Source organism: Burkholderia pyrrocinia (assembly GCF_001028665.1).
Classification (GTDB): Bacteria; Pseudomonadota; Gammaproteobacteria; order Burkholderiales; family Burkholderiaceae; genus Burkholderia; species Burkholderia pyrrocinia.
Genome location: NZ_CP011503.1, coordinates 2,272,945 through 2,289,436, shown reverse-complemented (window position 1 = coordinate 2,289,436; position 16,492 = coordinate 2,272,945). Strand labels below are relative to the sequence as shown.

Here is a 16,492-nt window from a genome sequence, read left to right as displayed (position 1 = left end):
TCTCCCATGCGCCCCCTTCTCCGTCCGCGCGTCAACCAGCTGCGAATTGCTGCGCTGGCCGTCGTCGCCATGCTTGCCGCGTGCACGATCACGCCGCCGCCGTCGCTGCATTCGATCCTGACGATTCCATCGATCACGCGCAGCGCGAGTCGCGACCAGTATCGCGTCGAGATCGCGCAACGCGTTGCCGAACGCAATCCGTCCGGCATGCTGCGCGGCACTCCGCAGGCGATGCTCCGTTCGCTCGTCGTCGTCGCATTCACCGTCGATCGCAACGGCCACCTCGTCAACGCCTCCATCTATCGCAGCAACGGCGACAGCGAAGCGGAAGCGCTCGCGCTCGCGTCGCTGCGCCGCTCGGCGCCGCTGCCGGCGCCGCCGTCGCGACTGCTCGACGGCAACGGCCAGATCGAAATGTTGGAAGGCTGGCTCTTCAACGACGACGGCCATTTCCAGTTGCAAAGCACCGCGTCCGCACAGGCGCAATCACTCGACTGACCGCCCGCAGCGCCGCGATTGCCGGTGTGCGGCGGTGCTGGCTATAATTTTCCGCAATCGCGCGGCCATCACGCCGCGCACGCTCGCGCGCCCCACCCGGCACGCGAGCCGACCACGCCGGCACCGGGCGGCGGCGACCTACCCGTCTCCATCGTCGGCCGGCGGGTGACGTCCGCGCCACGGCGCGCGTCCACGCCGCCACCGCATCATCCGCTCGGCTGCTCCCGGCAGGCGTCCGCCTGCCCGACCGCACGCACAGCCGACCGCCCCAACGACAAAACGGAGACATCCATGTCCGCATCCCCCCCGGCCGTTGCACACGCAACCGGTTCGGCCGGCGCCGTCAGCCACCGGCGCATCGTGTTCGCGAGCTTCATCGGCACCGCGATCGAGTTCTACGATTTCTACGTGTACGCGACGGCCGCCGCGCTCGTCATCGGCCCCGTCTTCTTCCCGCACGGCTCCGCGACCGCGCAGGCGCTGTCCGCATTCGTCACGTTCGGCATCGCGTTCATTGCGCGCCCGATCGGCTCGTTCCTGTTCGGGCATTTCGGCGACCGCATCGGCCGCAAGTCGACGCTCGTCGCGTCGCTGCTCGTGATGGGCGTGTCCACCACCGCCATCGGCTTCGTGCCCGGCTACGACGCGATCGGCGCGCTCGCGCCGGTGCTGCTGTGCGTGCTGCGCTTCGGCCAGGGGATCGGCCTCGGCGGCGAATGGGGCGGCGCGGCGCTGCTCGCGACCGAGCACGCGCCGCAGGGCAAGCGCGGCTGGTTCGGGATGTTCCCGCAGCTCGGGCCCTCGGTCGGCTTCCTGATGTCGAACGGCCTGTTCTTCGCGCTCGCGCTGTCGCTGTCCGACGAGCAGTTCCGCAGCTGGGGCTGGCGCATCCCGTTCCTGGTCAGCGCGGTGCTCGTCGCGCTCGGCCTGTACGTGCGGCTCAAGATCACCGAGACGCCCGCGTTCCAGGCAGCGCTCGATCGCAACGAACGCGTGCGCGTGCCGGTCGCGACGCTGGTCACGCAACACTGGCAGCCGACACTGCTCGGCGCGCTCGCGATGGTCGTCTGCTACACGCTGTTCTACATCTCGACCGTGTTCTCGCTGTCGTACGGCGTGTCGGCGCTGCATATTCCGCGCCAGAGCTTCCTCGGCCTGCTGTGTTTCGCGGTCGTGTTCATGGGGCTCGCGACGCCGCTTTCCGCGTGGGCGTCGGATCGCTTCGGCCGCAAGCCGGTACTCGTCGTCGGCGCGATCGCCGCGCTGTTGTCGGGTTTCGCGATGGAACCATTGCTCGGCAGCGGCTCGATGCCGCTCGTCGCGTTGTTCCTGACGATCGAGCTGTTCCTGATGGGCGTGACGTTCGCGCCGATGGGCGCGCTGCTGCCGGAACTGTTCCCGACCAACGTCCGCTACACGGGCGCGGGCGTCGCGTACAACCTCGGCGGGATCCTCGGCGCGTCGATCGCGCCGTATATCGCGCAACTGCTGGCTGCGCGCGGCGGTCTGTCGTGGGTCGGCGGCTATGTATCGATCGCGGCGGCGATCAGCCTGGTCGGCGTGCTGCTGATGCGCGAAACGCGCGACGCGTCGCTCGTCTGAGTCTCCGGGGCGACCCGGGTTGTGCGGCGGCCGGCGCTTCCTATACTCGATCCTGGGTGCGCCGTTGCGCGCCCCCGGGATCTCGCCCCGAAGGAGCCGCCGCCATGAACATCCGCCTCGGCAATGCCGATCTCGTCCTGATCCTCGCGCTCGCGCTGGGTGGCGCGCTGCTGCTCGCACTGCGCTTCCGGCCGAAGACGTGGCGCGGCCTCCTGTTCGAGGCGCTGCTGGCGAATCTGGCGGCCGTCGCCGCCGTCATCACGGTCGAGGCGCTGCTCGCCTGAACCAGCCCGCCCCGCCGCGTCAGGCCGTCAGCCGCGCGCGCAGCGCGCCGTAGGCGGGGCCGACCGCATCGATCGCATCCAGCGCCTGCTCGACGGACGGCATCGTGCCCGGCTCGCCGATCGACAGCGCATTCGGTGCGCCGCCAATGCCGCAATGGTGGCGCGACGTCGCGACGAAAATCATCACGGTCGGCCGCTGCAGCGCGTGCGCCATGTGCACGAACCCCGTATCGACCCCCACCACGAGCGCGGCCCGGCCGAGCGCCGCGCCGAGCTCGCGCACCGTCATCGCGGGCAGCACGACCGCGCCCGGCGCGCGCGCGGCGATGTCCTGCGCATCGTCATGCTCGCCCGCCGATCCCCACGGCAACAGCACGCGCACGCCGCGCGCCATCATCTGCGTAGCGAGCGCGGCCCAGTGGTCGGCCGGCCATTTCTTGTCGGGATTGGACGTCGCATGGAACAGCAGCATGAACGGCGCGCCGTCGGTCACGGCGGCCGGCAGGCTCGCGTCCTGCGGCGGGACGATGCCGTACGTGGCGACGCCCTCGGGCACGTAGCCGAGCGCCTCGCCGGCGCTCACGCGCATCCCGTGCCACGCGTCGCAGTCCGGCCGCGGGCCGAAGCGATGCGAATACGCAAAGCGTGCGCCCGTTTCGCCGAGATCCTGCGTCTGGTAGCCGACGCGGCGCGCGGCGCGCGCCAGCGCCGAAATGATCGCGCTCTTGTAGACGCCGTGCAGGTCGATGACCGCATCGTAGCGGTGCGCACGCAACGCACCGATCGACGCCGAGATCGCCTTCAGGTCGCCGGCATTCCGGAGTTTCTTGAAGCGGCGCAGCGGTGCGCACAGGACGGTGCTCACGCCCGGATGCCAGCGCACGACCTCGGCGCACGATTCGTCGACGGCCCAGTCGACCGTCACGCCGGGAAAGACGCGATGCAGGTCTGCGACCACGGGCAGCGTCTGGACGACGTCGCCGAGCGACGTCACTTTTACGATCAGGATGCGTTTCACGTTTGAGGGGAAGAGCCAGCCATTTGGGGATGCTAACGACGGATGTCCGCCGCGGACATTACTCCTGAATTACATTTGCAACAAATTGCTACAAGCTTGCAAAACGCTGTCGGCCACGGCGTGGCCCCGATTCCTTTTTATAATTCGGTCTTTGCCTTCCGGCCCGCGCCGATGCCACGCCCCGCCCTTCCCGCGTTGTTTCCCGCCCTCACCCGCCGCTCGCTGCGAATCTGGCGCCAGTACGGCGTTTTCTGGCTCGGCGCGATCGTCGTCGGCCTCGCGGCCGTGCTCTACGCGCGGCTGATCGACTGGGGCTACGAGACTTTCCGCACGATGCGCGATCACGCCGCGTGGCTGCCGCTGCTGCTGACGCCGGCGATCGCCGCCGCGTCGGCGTGGATCACGCGCCGGTTCTTCCGCGGCGCCGAGGGCAGCGGCATCCCGCAGGTGATCGCGACACTGCACGCGCGCCCGAGTGCATTCGGCGCCCGGCTGCTGACGCTGCGCATCCTGTTCGGCAAGGTGCTGGTCTCGTTCCTGGGCATCCTGGGCGGCTTCACGATCGGTCGCGAGGGGCCGACCGTGCAGGTCGGCGCGGCGCTGATGTTCAACCTGCGGCGATTCTACCCGCGCTCGAACGCGCAGATCGAACGCCAACTGGTGCTGGCCGGCGCGGCGGCCGGGCTGTCGGCCGCGTTCAATACGCCGCTCGCCGGAATCGTGTTCGCGATCGAGGAGCTGACCCGCAGCTTCTCCGCGCGCGCGAGCGGCGTGCTGATCACCGCCATCATCCTCGCCGGCGTCGTCGCGCTCGGCCTGAACGGCAACTATACCTATTTCGGCACGATCGATGCAGGCCCCCATTTCCCGAAGCTGCTGGCGCTCGCGGTGCTGGTCACCGCGATCGTGACGGGCATCGCGGGCGGCCTGTTCTGCTGGCTGCTGCTCAATACGGGACGCTGGCTGCCCGCGCAACTGCTCGGCCTGTATCGCGAGCGGCCGATCGCGTTCGCCGCGCTGTGCGGCTTCGTGATCGCCGTTGTCGGCCTCGTGTCGGGCGGCACGACGTTCGGCAGCGGCTACGCCGAGGCGCGCGGCCTGCTCGACGGCCGCGAGCAGTTGTCGGTGTTCTACCCGTTCCTGAAAATGGTGTCGATGGTCGCGTCGTACCTGCCGGGCATCCCGGGCGGGATCTTCGCGCCGTCGCTGTCGATCGGCGCCGGGTTCGGCAACCTGCTGCACGTCGTGTTCGGCAACATGAGCCTGCCGATGCTGATCGCGCTCGCGATGGTCGGCTATCTTGCGGCCGTCACGCAGTCGCCGATCACGTCGTTCGTGATCGTGATGGAGATGATCAACGGCCACGCGCTCGTGATTTCGCTGATGGCCACCGCGCTGGTGTCGAGCCGCGTGTCGCGCTTTTTCGCGCCGCCGCTCTACGAAACGCTCGCCCAGCGCTATCTCGCGCCGCCCGTCGCGGCCGCGGAACCGGCCGCGGCAACCGCGGCGGCGACGACCGGCGTCACCGCGCCGCAGGATGCGACCGCCGCGCCCGCCGATCCGCTCGACACGCTGCGCGACGAAGACAGCGACGAGCCGGCCACCACGGCACCGGGCGAAGACGCGGCACACGCGCCGGCTCCGCACGACGACGGGCCGGCTGCGGCCAGCACGCACGGCCCGGCGCAGCCCGGCCCGCGCGACGCTCAGTAGATCACGACGGGTGCCGGCCGGTAGTAGACGGGCCGCGCCGGTACGACGATGCACCCGGCCAGCGTGATCGCGACGAGCGCGATGGCGATTGCGGTTCTTTTCATCACGCGCCTCCGTCACGCCCAGTGGCCACGGGTCCAGAACCAGTTCGGACCGCGCTGGTCCCAGTGGCCCGGCACCCATTGCATGCCGACGCGCTCCGCTTCCCAGTGCCCGCCGATCCACACGTAGCGGCCATGGTCCCAGTGCCAGTGCCCGCGTTCCCACATATAACCTACCCGCGCGGTCGGCACGACCTCATAGCGCACGGGCGGCGGCGCATTCGGCGCGACGACGACGATTTCCTCGGTGCGCACGGCGACCGGCTCGGCGATGACCACGCGGCCCTGCGGCGCGATCACGGGTGCGCCGACGAGGATCTCGTCCGCATGCGCGGCAAACGGCGCGACGACGGCTGACAGGCCCGCGGCAAACAGCGCGAGCGAAACGATACGACGTTGAACGGTAGAGACAGCCATCACAACCTCCTGGTTGAACAAGTAACGCGAGCGTATTCGTTCAATGCGGGAGGACCGATAACGGCCGACAGACGCCGTGTTACGGCGTGCCCGAAAGTGCAACAGGGCGTAAGTCGCGCACGGCGGCGGGTGCCGCCGTGCGGAGGGACAGGCAACGGTCAGGCTTGCGGGATCTCGATCTTCACTTCGAGGACTTCGAGATCGTCCTGGCGCTCGAGGCTCACGCGGATGTCATCGTTCGAAATATGGACGTACTTCGAGATGACCGCGACCAGCTCCTTCTGCAGCGCCGGCAGGTAATCGGCCGGCGGCCGGCCGCCGACCCGCTCGTGCGCGATGATGAGCTGCAGGCGCTCCTTCGCGACCGATGCGGACTTCTTCTTCTCGCCGAGGAGAAACGAAAGGATGGACATGGGCGGCCTCCGTTACTTGCTGCCGAAGAGGCGCTGCAGCAGGCCCGGCTTCTGGTAATCAGTGAAGCGCAGCGGTTTGTCTTCACCGAGGAAGCGTGCGACGACGTCCTTGTACGCTTCGGCGACGTCGGTGCCGTCGATGTGCACGGCCGGCAGGCCCTGGTTCGATGCGTGCAGTACGGCTTCCGACTCGGGCACCACGCCGATCAGCTTGATGCGCAGGATCTCGCTGATGTCCTCGAGCGACAGCATCTCGCCTTCGCTCACGCGCTTCGGGCTGTAACGCGTGATCAGCAGGTGTTCCTTGATCGGATCCTTGCCTTCGGTCGCGCGCTTCGTCTTCGACGACAGGATACCGAGAATGCGGTCCGAGTCGCGCACCGACGACACTTCCGGGTTCGTGACGATCAGCGCTTCGTCGGCGAAGTACATCGCGTGCAACGCACCGGCTTCAATGCCGGCCGGCGAATCGCAGACGATGTATTCGAAGTCCATCGCGACCAGGTCATGCAGCACCTTCTCGACGCCGTCGCGCGTCAGCGCATCCTTGTCGCGGGTCTGCGACGCCGGCAGGATGAACAGGTTCTCGCACTTCTTGTCCTTGATCAGCGCCTGGTTCAGGTTCGCTTCGCCCTGGATCACGTTCACGAGGTCGTACACGACGCGACGCTCGCAGCCCATGATGAGATCGAGGTTGCGCAGGCCAACGTCGAAGTCGATCACGGCCGTCTTGTGGCCGCGCAGCGCGATACCGGACGCAAAGCTCGCGCTCGTCGTCGTCTTGCCCACGCCGCCCTTGCCCGAGGTCACCACGATGATTTTTGCCATTTACCCAATACCCTGTGTTCGTCAATGAGAGCCGATCGACCCGGAGCGCCGCGTGTATTACGTCAGGCGCAGCGGTTCGATCATCAGTTTTTCCTCTTCGAGCCGGATCTGCACCGCCTTGCCCAGTACTTCGGCGGGCAACGGGTTCTCGGTTGTTCGATAGATACCCGCGATCGAAATCAGTTCCGGTTCGAGACACGTGCAGAAAATGCGCGCGTCGTGATTGCCGTGCACGCCCGCGAGTGCGCGGCCGCGCAACGGCGCGTAGATGTGGATATTGCCTTCCGCGATGATCTCCGCGCCGTGACTGACCGGCGCGAGCACCACGAGGTCTCCTTTCGCGTAAATCTGCTGCCCCGAACGCAACGGCCGGTCGATCACGAGCGTCTGGCCGCCCGTCTGGCTCGACGCCGGCGCGGACGCCTGCTCGGGCGCAGCCGCGGCAGCTGCAGCGACGACGGCCTCGGCGACCGGCGACGCTTCCGCGCCCTCGGCCGGCTTCACGGCCGGCGCACGGCGATCGCGCGCCTCGAGCAACGGCAGGCCGGCTTCCCCCGCCCAGCCCTGCGTTGCCAATGCGACCACGCCCACCGGGCGCATCCGCACGTCGTTCAGCATCTGGCGGATATCGGCCAGCGCGACGCGCTCGCCTTCCGCCAGGCGGCGAACGTCGATCGCGACGACATCGTCGGCAAAAAACTCGGGAGTCGCTTCGAAGCGCTTGACCAGTTCGGTACGCAACGCGTCGAGATCGGTCGTCTTCACGGTGAACAGCAACGTATCGACCGATCCGCTGCGCAGCTCGAAGAATGGCGATTTTTTAAGCGACATGGACACTCTGCAAAAATTTTTTGCGTATTTTACAGGCGTCCACGCGCGCGGCCATTATTTTTGGGGCACCGGGTTGCGACGGCCCGGGCGGGCGGGCAACCGGCAGGTGGGCAGGCAAGCGGGCGACCAGGCCTTGATCGCGCCGCGCGGGCGTCACGTCAGTGCTTCACTTGCGACACGAACAGCGATTTCATCGCGCCGGGCATCCGCGCGATCGGCGCGTGTTCGCCGGTGTTGCCGAAACCCGCGCGCTCGTAGAAACGGATCGCGTTGCGGTTCGCATCGGCGATCCATGCATAGACCTCCTGGGCGCCGCGCTCGGCAAGCCAGGCAGTGGCCGTTTCCAGCAGCAGCACGCCGCCGCGCAGGTGACGCACCGCGTGCGCAACCCACAGCTCGCTGACGAACGCACGCCGATCGGGCGTGTTGTCGAAATACGCACCGATCATGCCGGCCGGATGGCCTTCGGTGTACAGCAGGAAAGTCGTCGACTCGTCGGACACGGCGCGCTGCGCGGCAATCGCCGACGCTGCGTCCGTTTCGACATTCAGCAATTCGGCCTCCGGCGCTTCGCCGGGCGCGTAGGGCTCACGCAGCGATGCGGCGCGGAGTTCGCGATACACGCCGCCCTGGTCGGCAACGATACGACGAACGGTCAAGGTCGAACTCATGCAGGCACAGCCCCCTTCGGACAGCAAGCTAGTAGCTTCAACCGAAAGCGGGGCATGAGTCAAATCGTAATTTTCAAATGGCGGCGCGAATCGAAAGGCGGCAGGCGGCGGCGTGCGCCAACCGGTGTGCAGGTGCAGCATCGGCGTATCGATGCGTGCCGATGTGTGCCGACAAACGGCAGCCGCTGCTTCGTCGCTCGACGCACTGCTCCGTTCGCCTTGCGATGCGCGGCAATCGCATTTCGGGCCGCTTCGCGCGTCTCCGGAAATGCCGTAATGCTACGTAATATACGCAACCAGAAAAGCGCCTCCGTTGGTACCCGCGCCACTTTATCTATTGCAATGCACCATTTGTTGCGAAGCTGCGGAGTCGGCGCCGGCTATCGTCAAGTCGCACCATTCGTCTGACAAACATGCGTGTCGCGCGGGCTGATCCGGCCTCGCGCGCATGTTTCAATCAGCGCGCACCGGCCCTTCCCGGCATGCGCCGCATGCGGCCCTCCGTTTGGAGCGTCGCGCCTAGCACCGGGGATTGGAAAGCGTGCGCACGGGTCGTATAACAGGCAGAACCGGACGACGATTCGGTGCCGCCGCGCGCGTCGCGGACCAACGACGATTCGAACAACCGTGCATGCGGCCGCCCTCGGGCCGGCCGACTGGAGGGAGACAATGGCAATGACCGACGGATCGGCTTCGGGCTGGTCGGATGGCAAGCGTTACCTGTGGCTGCTCGGCGCGCTGACGATCACGTTGCCGATCCTCTCCGCCCAGCTCGCGCTGTCGACCGGCCTTCACGTGTTCTGGTGGTTCGGTCCGCTTTTCGCGTTCGGCGTGATCCCGATCCTCGACACGCTGATCGGCGACGATCGCGACAATCCGCCCGAGGCCGTCGTGCCGCACCTCGAACGGGAGCGCTATTACCGTTTCATCGTCTATCTCGCGACGCTCGTCGAATATGTCGCGTTCTTCACGTGCGTGTGGATCGTCGGCACGCACACACTCGCGTGGTACGACTACGTCGGCTTCGCGCTGTCGCTCGGCGCCGCGACGGGCATCTCGATCAATACCGCGCACGAGCTCGGGCACAAGACGAACCGCTTCGAACGCTGGCTCGCGAAGATCACGCTCGCGCCGGTCGCGTACGGCCACTTCTACGTCGAGCACAACCGCGGCCACCACGTGCGCGTCGCAACGGCCGAGGATCCGGCGAGCGCACGCTACGGCGAGTCGTTCTGGGCGTTCCTGCCGCGCACCGTGACCGGCAGCATCCGCTCGGCATGGCGGCTCGAAAAAGCTCGCCTCGAGCGGCTCGGGCATTCGCCGTGGACCTGGCGCAACGAGGTGCTGCACGCATGGGCGATGACCGTCGTCGTGTGGGGCATCGCGATCGCGATGGCCGGCAAGGTCGCGATCCCGTTCCTCGTGATCCAGGCCGTCTACGGCGCGTCGCTGCTCGAAGTCGTGAACTACGTCGAGCATTACGGGCTCGGCCGCCGCAAGCTGCCGAGCGGCCGCTACGAGCGCTGCACGCCGCAGCATTCGTGGAACAGCAATCACGTCGTCACCAACCTGTTCCTGTACCAGTTGCAGCGGCACGCCGACCACCACGCGAATCCGACGCGCTCGTACCAGGCGCTGCGCCACTTCGACGATGCGCCGCAACTGCCGGCCGGCTACGCGACGATGATCCTGTTCGCGTACGTGCCGCCGCTCTGGTATCGCGTGATGAATCCGCGCGTCGTCGCGCACTATGGCGGCGACATGGCGCAATCGAACATCAAGCCGTCGATTCGTGCCAGGGTGCTCGCGCAGTATCCGGCCGCGGCGTGATTGCGGATGACCGACCGGCGGGAGTCGGTGCGCGCTCGCCACGTCGCGCGCCGCTGAAAGCCGCCGCCGCGCCGGCATCCGGTTCCTTCGGAACCCGGCGCGACGGCCACGCCGTCACGCCATTTCCGGCAGCCTGAACACAGCCACCGCGTGCCGCAGCGCGCTCGCCTGCTCGGCCAGCGCCTGCGTCGCGGCCGTGGCCTGCTCGACGAGCGCCGCATTGCGCTGCGTCGCTTCGTCCATCTGCGTGACCGCGACGTTCACCTGCTGGATGCCGCCGCTCTGCTCCTGCGACGCCGACGAGATCTCGCCGACGATCGTCGTGACGCGCTGCACCGCGCCGACGATCTCGTGAATCGATTCGCCCGCGCGACCGATCAGCACGGCACCCTCGTCGACCCGCTGCGTCGATTGCTCGATGAGCCCCTTGATCTCCTTCGCAGCCGACGCGCTGCGCTGCGCGAGCGTGCGCACCTCGGCCGCGACGACCGCGAAGCCGCGCCCCTGCTCGCCCGCACGGGCCGCCTCGACGGCCGCGTTCAGCGCGAGGATGTTGGTCTGGAACGCGATGCCGTCGATCACCGCGATGATTTCGCCGACCTTTGCCGCGCTGTCGGCGATGCCGTTCATCGTGTGCACGGCGTCCGTCATCACGCCGCCGCCCGCGGACGCGATATTCGACGCGTCGCGCGCAAGCTGCGCCGCGTGCTGCGCGTGCTCGGCCGACTGGCGCACGATGCCCGTCAGCTCGGTCATGCTGGCCGCCGTCTCCTCGAGCGACGCGGCCTGCGATTCGGTGCGCGACGACAGATCGTGATTGCCCGACGCGATCTGCGCGCTCGCCGTCGCGACGGCTTCGGCATGCGTCCGCACTTCGAGCACGACGCCCGACAGGCTCGTCTGCATCGTCTGCAACGCACGCAGCAGATCGGCGATCTCGTCGCGGCCGGTCGCGTCGACGTTGCGCGTCAGGTCGCCGCCGGCGACGGCCTGCGCGCACGCCACGGCACGGTCGAGCGGACGCAGGATCGCGCGGCTGAACAGGAACGCGCCGACCATCGCGACGCCGAGCACGACCAGCATCAGCACGAGGCTCGCGGTGGTCGCGTGCTGCGCGTCGCGGCTCGCCTGCGCCGACACGGCAGCGCTCTCGTCGGCGATCGACTTCGCGGCCCGCTCCAGCAGCGCCGCCGGTTCGCGGTCGACGCCCGCGACGGCGGCATCGCCGGCCGACGGCTCGAAGCCGGCCGCCTTGAACGCGTCGAAGCCGCGCCCGTAGCCGTCGCCCATTGTCGTGTGCGCACGCACGAATTGCTCGACGAGCGAGCGGCTCTCGCCGGGCGGCAACTGACGGACGAGCTGAGCAGCGAGCGAATCGACCGCGCGCTCGCGCGTCTGGAATGCCTGCCAGTACCTGTCGAGTTTGTCGGGCTGCTTGCCGCGCAGCAGCGTGTCCTTCCATTCCTGCACCTGCAGCTTGAACTGCACGAGCGTGGCCGACACGAGCCGTTCGTTGCCGACGTTCGTCTGCACGTCTTCGGCGAACGTATCGATCGACCGGTTGAGGATGTGGATGCCGTACAGCGCGCCGCAGAACATCAGCAGCAACGCGACGGCGAATGCGAGGGGAATCTTGTAGCTCAGCTTCATGGGACCTTCAATCGACGGGGACGATGCGGCTCGGCATGGGTGCCGGCCGCCGCACCGTGTTAACGGCGCGGGACGAGAAGGCTTAAAACTGAGGAAAGCGACGAAGACGGGTGGCGCAGCAGCGCCGTCGCGGGACACGGTCGACGCCGCGTACGGATCGGCAATGCCGAAATGAACGACTGCGCTTTGTGACGGAAACGGTGTCGAGACGAAGACCACGACAAGCAGTGCGAAGCGAACCGCGTGATGAATTCGGCGAGGTCGTCATGCCGCCGCATGAACGCGAGGAAGAACGGTACGGCAATCGATGCACGCGCCGCAGACCCAAAACGAAAAACCCCTTGATCCTTTCGGATCAAGGGGTTTCGTATTCTGGCGGAGAGGGTGGGATTCGAACCCACGGTACGGGGAAACCGTACGCCTGATTTCGAGTCAGGTACATTCGACCACTCTGCCACCTCTCCGTTTTACTGCATTTCCCGGTTGGTCATGTCCGGGAAAGAAAAGATTATAAAACGATCTTTTCTGAGCTGACAAGCCCCTTCCGCAAATTTTTTTGCAAGGGCCTGGAAGCCTGCGTCACGACGCCCGTGTCGGCGCGTCGATCCGCTCCATGCCGCCCATGTACGGACGCAGCACTTCCGGCACCGTGACCGAGCCGTCCGCGTTCTGGTAGTTCTCCAGCACCGCGACGAGCGTACGGCCAACCGCGAGACCCGAACCGTTCAGCGTATGCACGAGCTCGGGCTTGCCCTGCGCGTTGCGGAAACGCGCCTGCATCCGGCGTGCCTGGAACGCCTCGGTGTTCGAGCAGCTCGAGATCTCGCGATAGGTGTTCTGCGCGGGCAGCCACACCTCGAGGTCGAACGTCTTCGCGGCCGAGAAGCCCATGTCGCCCGTGCACAGCGTGATCACGCGGTACGGCAGGCCGAGATTCTGCAGGATCGCCTCCGCATGGCCGACCATCTCGTCGAGCGCCGCGTACGACGCTTCCGGCGCGACGACCTGCACCATCTCGACCTTGTCGAACTGGTGCTGGCGGATCATCCCGCGCGTGTCGCGGCCGTACGAACCGGCTTCCGAGCGGAAGCACGGGGAATGCGCGGTCAGCTTGATCGGCAGCGCGGACGCGTCGACGATCGACTCGCGCACGGTGTTCGTCAGCGAGATCTCGGACGTGGAGATCAGGTATTGCGTGACCGTGTTCTCCGCACCGCCCTTCTCGACCCGGAACATGTCGTCCGCGAACTTCGGCAACTGGCCCGTGCCGTAGAGGATCTCCGGATTCACGATGTACGGCGTGTACGTTTCGGTGTAGCCGTGCTGCTGCGTGTGCGTGTCGATCATGAACTGCGCGAGTGCGCGGTGCAGGCGCGCGATCGGGCCGCGCAGCATCGTGAAGCGCGCGCCGGCGAGCTTCGCGCCCGTCTCGAAATCGAGGCCGAGCGGCGTGCCGACATCGACGTGATCCTTCACCTCGAAGTCGAACTGGCGCGGCGTGCCCCAGCGGCGCGCCTCGACGTTGTCGGCTTCGTCGTTGCCGACCGGCACGCTTTCGTGCGCGACGTTCGGCATGCCCAGCATCAGGTCGGACAGGCGCGCCTGGATGTCGCCGAGCTTGGCTTCTCCCGCCTTCATCTCGTCGCCGATCCCGCCGACCTCGGCCATCACGGCCGACGTGTCCTCGCCCTTCCCCTTCATCGCGCCGATCTGCTTCGACAGGCTGTTGCGGCGCGCCTGGAGCTCTTCGGTACGGGTCTGGATCGCGCGGCGTTCCGCTTCGAGTGCGGAGAACGCGGCGATGTCGAGGGTGTAGCCGCGATCGGCGAGGCGCTTGGCGACGCCGTCGAGGTCTTTGCGCAGCAACTGGATGTCGAGCATGGGAGGACTTGGAAAATCGTTGTATGAGACGGGAATTCTAACGCACCGCGCGGCCGCCACGGCACCAGCCTGACGGACGATGCCCGAAAACGGCCGGTCGTGGCAGTATCGCCATGCCGGCTCGCGTCGGCGGCCGGAGCATCGCATTGTGCCAAACCGTTGCTGGCGGCGAAACGCGTGCATCGGCCGCACGTAACGCGTCGCACGCCGCCCAGCATCACCTCACCGCCCTTCAAGGAACCCGATGGCCATCGAACTGGACAAGGATGTACGCGACCGCGCAATCGCGTCGCTGCAACGTTATTTCACAGAAAACATGGACGAGCCGATCGGCAACATCCAGGCCGGCGCGCTGCTGCATTTCTTCGTCGAGGAGATCGCGCCCGCGATCTACAACCTCGCGATCGCCGACGCGCAGGAACGCCTGCATGCGCGGGTCGCCGAGCTCGACATCGACTGCCACGAAGAGCCGTTCGAATACTGGAAGAAACAGCCGGGCCGCAAGCGCTGACGCATTCGGAACGGCGCCGGCCGGGCCGCACACTGCCCGTCAGTCCTTCTTGCCGGCCTCGCGGTCGAGCTCGCGCAGCCATGCGAGCTTGTCGGCGATCTTCGATTCGAGCCCGCGCGGCACCGGCTTGTACCAGTACGGCTCGCGCACCCCGTCCGGCAGGTACGTCTCGCCGGCCGCATACGCGTTCGGCTCGTCGTGCGCGTAACGGTACGCGTGGCCGTAGCCGAGCTCCTTCATCAGCTTGGTCGGTGCGTTGCGCAGATGCACGGGCACCTCGCGCGACTTGTCCTGCTTCACGAACGCCATCGCCTGGTTGAACGCGTTGTAGCCCGCGTTGCTCTTCGCCGCGCAGGCGAGATAGATCACCGCCTGCCCGAGCGCGAGTTCGCCTTCCGGCGAGCCGAGCCGCTCGTAGGTTTCAGCCGCGTCGTTCGCCATCTGCAAAGCGCGCGGATCGGCAAGGCCGATGTCTTCCCACGCCATCCGCACGATCCGCCGCGCGAGATATTTCGGATCCGCGCCGCCGTCGATCATCCGGCAGAACCAGTACAACGCGCCGTCGGGGCTCGACCCGCGCACTGACTTGTGCAGCGCCGAGATCTGGTCGTAGAAGTTGTCGCCGCCCTTGTCGAAGCGCCGCGCGTTCAGCGTCATCGCACTGCTGACGAATTCGGCGTCGATCGTCGCGACGCCGGCCGACGATGCCGCCGTCTGCGCCTGTTCGAGCAGGTTCAGGAAGCGCCGCGCGTCGCCGTCCGCATAGCCGACCAGCGTATCGATCGCCTTGTCGTCGAACGCGAGGCCGTCGAGCGCGATTTCCTGCGCGCGCTTCAGCAGCTGGCGCAGCTCGTCGTCGTCCAGCGACTTCAGCACGTACACCTGTGCACGCGACAGCAAGGCCGAGTTGACCTCGAAGCTCGGATTCTCGGTCGTCGCGCCGATGAAGGTCACGAGCCCCGACTCGACGAACGGCAGCAATGCATCCTGCTGCCCCTTGTTGAAGCGGTGGATCTCGTCGACGAACAGGATCGTGTGGCGACCGGTGCGGTTCAGCGTGTCCTTCGCCTGCTCCATCGACTCGCGGATGTCCTTCACGCCGCCGAGCACCGCGGACAGCGCAATGAATTCGCAGTCGAACGCGAGCGCGGTGAGCCGCGCGAGCGTCGTCTTGCCGACGCCGGGCGGCCCCCACAGGATCATCGAATGCGGCTTGCCCGATTCGAACGCGAGCCGCAGCGGCTTGCCTTCGCCCAGCAAATGCGTCTGGCCGATCACCTCGGCGAGCGTCTTCGGCCGCAGCGCCTCGGCGAGCGGCCGGCGCGGCTCGACTTGAAACAGGTCGGACATGAACCCTCGCTCCACATCAAACGATGGCGGCCGAACCGGCCGCCGGACCCGACATTATGACAGCCGCGCGACGGCGCCGCCGCGCCTGGCGCCCGCGCCCGGTGCCCGCGCCCTGAAACGACACGGGCCTGCCGTCTCCGGCAGGCCCGTTGTGGAAAAGCGGCGCGCAGCGCCGGTCAGCCGGTAATCACGTCGGCGCCCTTCGGCACGACGAACTTGAACGTATCGCCCTTCAGCGGCGGATTCGTCTGGATGTTCGTGAACGTCAGCAGCGTGACGTTGCCGAACACGTCATGCAGCTCCATCGCGGCGAGCGTGCCGTTCTTGAAGCCGATGCCGATCCGCTGGAACTGCGTGTCCTGCGCCTTCGGCAGCATCTCGAGCCACTCGATGCCGCCCTTCTCGCCGGCATCGCGCAGCGTGTAGTTCTTGTCGAGATCGTTGCTGCCGAACAGGATCGCGGCAGGGCTCGCGCCCAGCGCGCCGTTCAGCTTGCGCTCGGTGACCTGGTTCAGGTCGCGGTCGTATACGTAGAGCTTGTCGCCATCGGCCTGCAGCACCTGCTGGTACGGCTTCTGGTACGTCCAGATGAACTTGCCCGGCCGCGCGAACACGAACGTGCCGCTCGAATTGTCGGTGGGCTTCGGCGCGGCCTGCACGGCGCTCGCGCCCTTGGCCGGCGCCTTGACGATCTGCTGCGTGAAGTCACCCTTCGCCGAGCGCACCTGCGACACGAAGGCCTTCAGTTGTTCGGTGCCGCCCGCGAACGCGTGCGTCGCCGCGAGCATCAGCGATGCGCCGGCGAACGCCGCGCCGAGCCAGCGCCGCGTCGAACGAAGGGAAGGGACGAACGAAAGTTGCTGCATGATGCGGTTTTCTCCCTGGGTGGCCGGC

The 16,492-nt window shown here is 67.2% G+C and carries 16 protein-coding genes and 1 tRNA gene; 6 read left to right on the top strand and 11 right to left on the bottom strand.

Annotated features, from left to right (window positions below):
- The first annotated feature begins 6 nt into the window (after window positions 1-6).
- The 3 genes from ABD05_RS10510 (at window position 7) to ABD05_RS10500 (ending at window position 2,384) form a co-directional block, all read left to right on the top strand.
- A complete protein-coding gene (locus tag ABD05_RS10510; RefSeq protein WP_175804790.1) occupies window positions 7-498 on the top strand; it encodes an energy transducer TonB family protein in 492 nt (163 codons plus the stop codon).
- A gap of 291 nt (window positions 499-789) precedes the next feature.
- Window positions 790-2,100 (top strand): MFS transporter, encoded by a 1,311-nt coding sequence (locus tag ABD05_RS10505; RefSeq protein WP_047900067.1) that lies wholly within the window; start codon window positions 790-792, stop codon window positions 2,098-2,100.
- A gap of 104 nt (window positions 2,101-2,204) precedes the next feature.
- Window positions 2,205-2,384: a hypothetical protein gene (locus ABD05_RS10500; protein WP_047900066.1), complete on the top strand. Its 180-nt coding sequence runs from the start codon at window positions 2,205-2,207 to the stop codon at window positions 2,382-2,384.
- A 19-nt stretch (window positions 2,385-2,403) separates the two neighbouring features.
- On the opposite strand, the gene waaC is transcribed toward ABD05_RS10500, so the two are convergent.
- Window positions 2,404-3,402 (bottom strand): lipopolysaccharide heptosyltransferase I, encoded by a 999-nt coding sequence (gene waaC / locus ABD05_RS10495; RefSeq protein WP_047900065.1) that lies wholly within the window; start codon window positions 3,400-3,402, stop codon window positions 2,404-2,406.
- A gap of 171 nt (window positions 3,403-3,573) precedes the next feature.
- On the opposite strand from waaC, the gene ABD05_RS10490 reads away from it, so the two are divergent.
- The gene (locus ABD05_RS10490; RefSeq protein WP_047900064.1) at window positions 3,574-5,115 is read left to right on the top strand and encodes a chloride channel protein; all 1,542 of its coding nucleotides are present in this window, start codon (window positions 3,574-3,576) and stop codon (window positions 5,113-5,115) included.
- A gap of 116 nt (window positions 5,116-5,231) precedes the next feature.
- On the opposite strand, the gene ABD05_RS10480 is transcribed toward ABD05_RS10490, so the two are convergent.
- The 5 genes from ABD05_RS10480 to ABD05_RS10460 form a co-directional block, all read right to left on the bottom strand.
- On the bottom strand, window positions 5,232-5,633 hold the full coding sequence (locus ABD05_RS10480) for a YXWGXW repeat-containing protein (RefSeq protein WP_047900063.1): 402 nt from the start codon (window positions 5,631-5,633) through the stop codon (window positions 5,232-5,234).
- Window positions 5,634-5,791: 158 nt separating this feature from the next.
- On the bottom strand, window positions 5,792-6,046 hold the full coding sequence (gene minE, locus ABD05_RS10475) for a cell division topological specificity factor MinE (RefSeq protein ID WP_006486661.1): 255 nt from the start codon (window positions 6,044-6,046) through the stop codon (window positions 5,792-5,794).
- 12 nt (window positions 6,047-6,058) lie between these two features.
- Window positions 6,059-6,874 (bottom strand): septum site-determining protein MinD, encoded by an 816-nt coding sequence (gene minD, locus ABD05_RS10470; RefSeq protein WP_047900062.1) that lies wholly within the window; start codon window positions 6,872-6,874, stop codon window positions 6,059-6,061.
- Between the two features lie 57 nt (window positions 6,875-6,931).
- The gene (minC, locus tag ABD05_RS10465) at window positions 6,932-7,705 is read right to left on the bottom strand and encodes a septum site-determining protein MinC (RefSeq protein ID WP_047900061.1); all 774 of its coding nucleotides are present in this window, start codon (window positions 7,703-7,705) and stop codon (window positions 6,932-6,934) included.
- Window positions 7,706-7,863: 158 nt separating this feature from the next.
- The gene (locus ABD05_RS10460; RefSeq protein WP_238594067.1) at window positions 7,864-8,517 is read right to left on the bottom strand and encodes a GNAT family N-acetyltransferase; all 654 of its coding nucleotides are present in this window, start codon (window positions 8,515-8,517) and stop codon (window positions 7,864-7,866) included.
- A gap of 528 nt (window positions 8,518-9,045) precedes the next feature.
- Between ABD05_RS10460 and ABD05_RS10455 the strand changes: the two genes are divergently transcribed.
- Entirely contained in the window at window positions 9,046-10,206 is a 1,161-nt protein-coding gene (locus ABD05_RS10455; RefSeq protein ID WP_047900060.1) for an alkane 1-monooxygenase, read from the top strand.
- Between the two features lie 114 nt (window positions 10,207-10,320).
- On the opposite strand, the gene ABD05_RS10450 is transcribed toward ABD05_RS10455, so the two are convergent.
- The 3 genes from ABD05_RS10450 to serS form a co-directional block, all read right to left on the bottom strand.
- Window positions 10,321-11,856, bottom strand: a complete 1,536-nt coding sequence (locus ABD05_RS10450) for a methyl-accepting chemotaxis protein (protein WP_047900059.1) — start codon at window positions 11,854-11,856, stop codon at window positions 10,321-10,323.
- 373 nt (window positions 11,857-12,229) lie between these two features.
- Window positions 12,230-12,320 (bottom strand) — tRNA-Ser (locus ABD05_RS10445).
- Between the two features lie 115 nt (window positions 12,321-12,435).
- Window positions 12,436-13,737 carry a serine--tRNA ligase gene (gene serS / locus ABD05_RS10440; RefSeq protein WP_047900058.1) on the bottom strand — a complete coding sequence of 434 codons (1,302 nt, stop codon included), beginning with the start codon at window positions 13,735-13,737 and terminating at the stop codon, window positions 12,436-12,438.
- A 244-nt stretch (window positions 13,738-13,981) separates the two neighbouring features.
- Here serS and ABD05_RS10435 point away from each other — a divergent pair, with 244 nt between their 5' ends.
- Entirely contained in the window at window positions 13,982-14,248 is a 267-nt protein-coding gene (locus tag ABD05_RS10435; RefSeq protein WP_047900057.1) for a DUF2164 domain-containing protein, read from the top strand.
- Window positions 14,249-14,287: 39 nt separating this feature from the next.
- On the opposite strand, the gene ABD05_RS10430 is transcribed toward ABD05_RS10435, so the two are convergent.
- On the bottom strand, window positions 14,288-15,598 hold the full coding sequence (locus tag ABD05_RS10430; RefSeq protein ID WP_047900056.1) for a replication-associated recombination protein A: 1,311 nt from the start codon (window positions 15,596-15,598) through the stop codon (window positions 14,288-14,290).
- 176 nt (window positions 15,599-15,774) lie between these two features.
- The gene (gene lolA / locus ABD05_RS10425; protein WP_047901156.1) at window positions 15,775-16,464 is read right to left on the bottom strand and encodes an outer membrane lipoprotein chaperone LolA; all 690 of its coding nucleotides are present in this window, start codon (window positions 16,462-16,464) and stop codon (window positions 15,775-15,777) included.
- Window positions 16,465-16,492 lie beyond the last annotated feature (28 nt).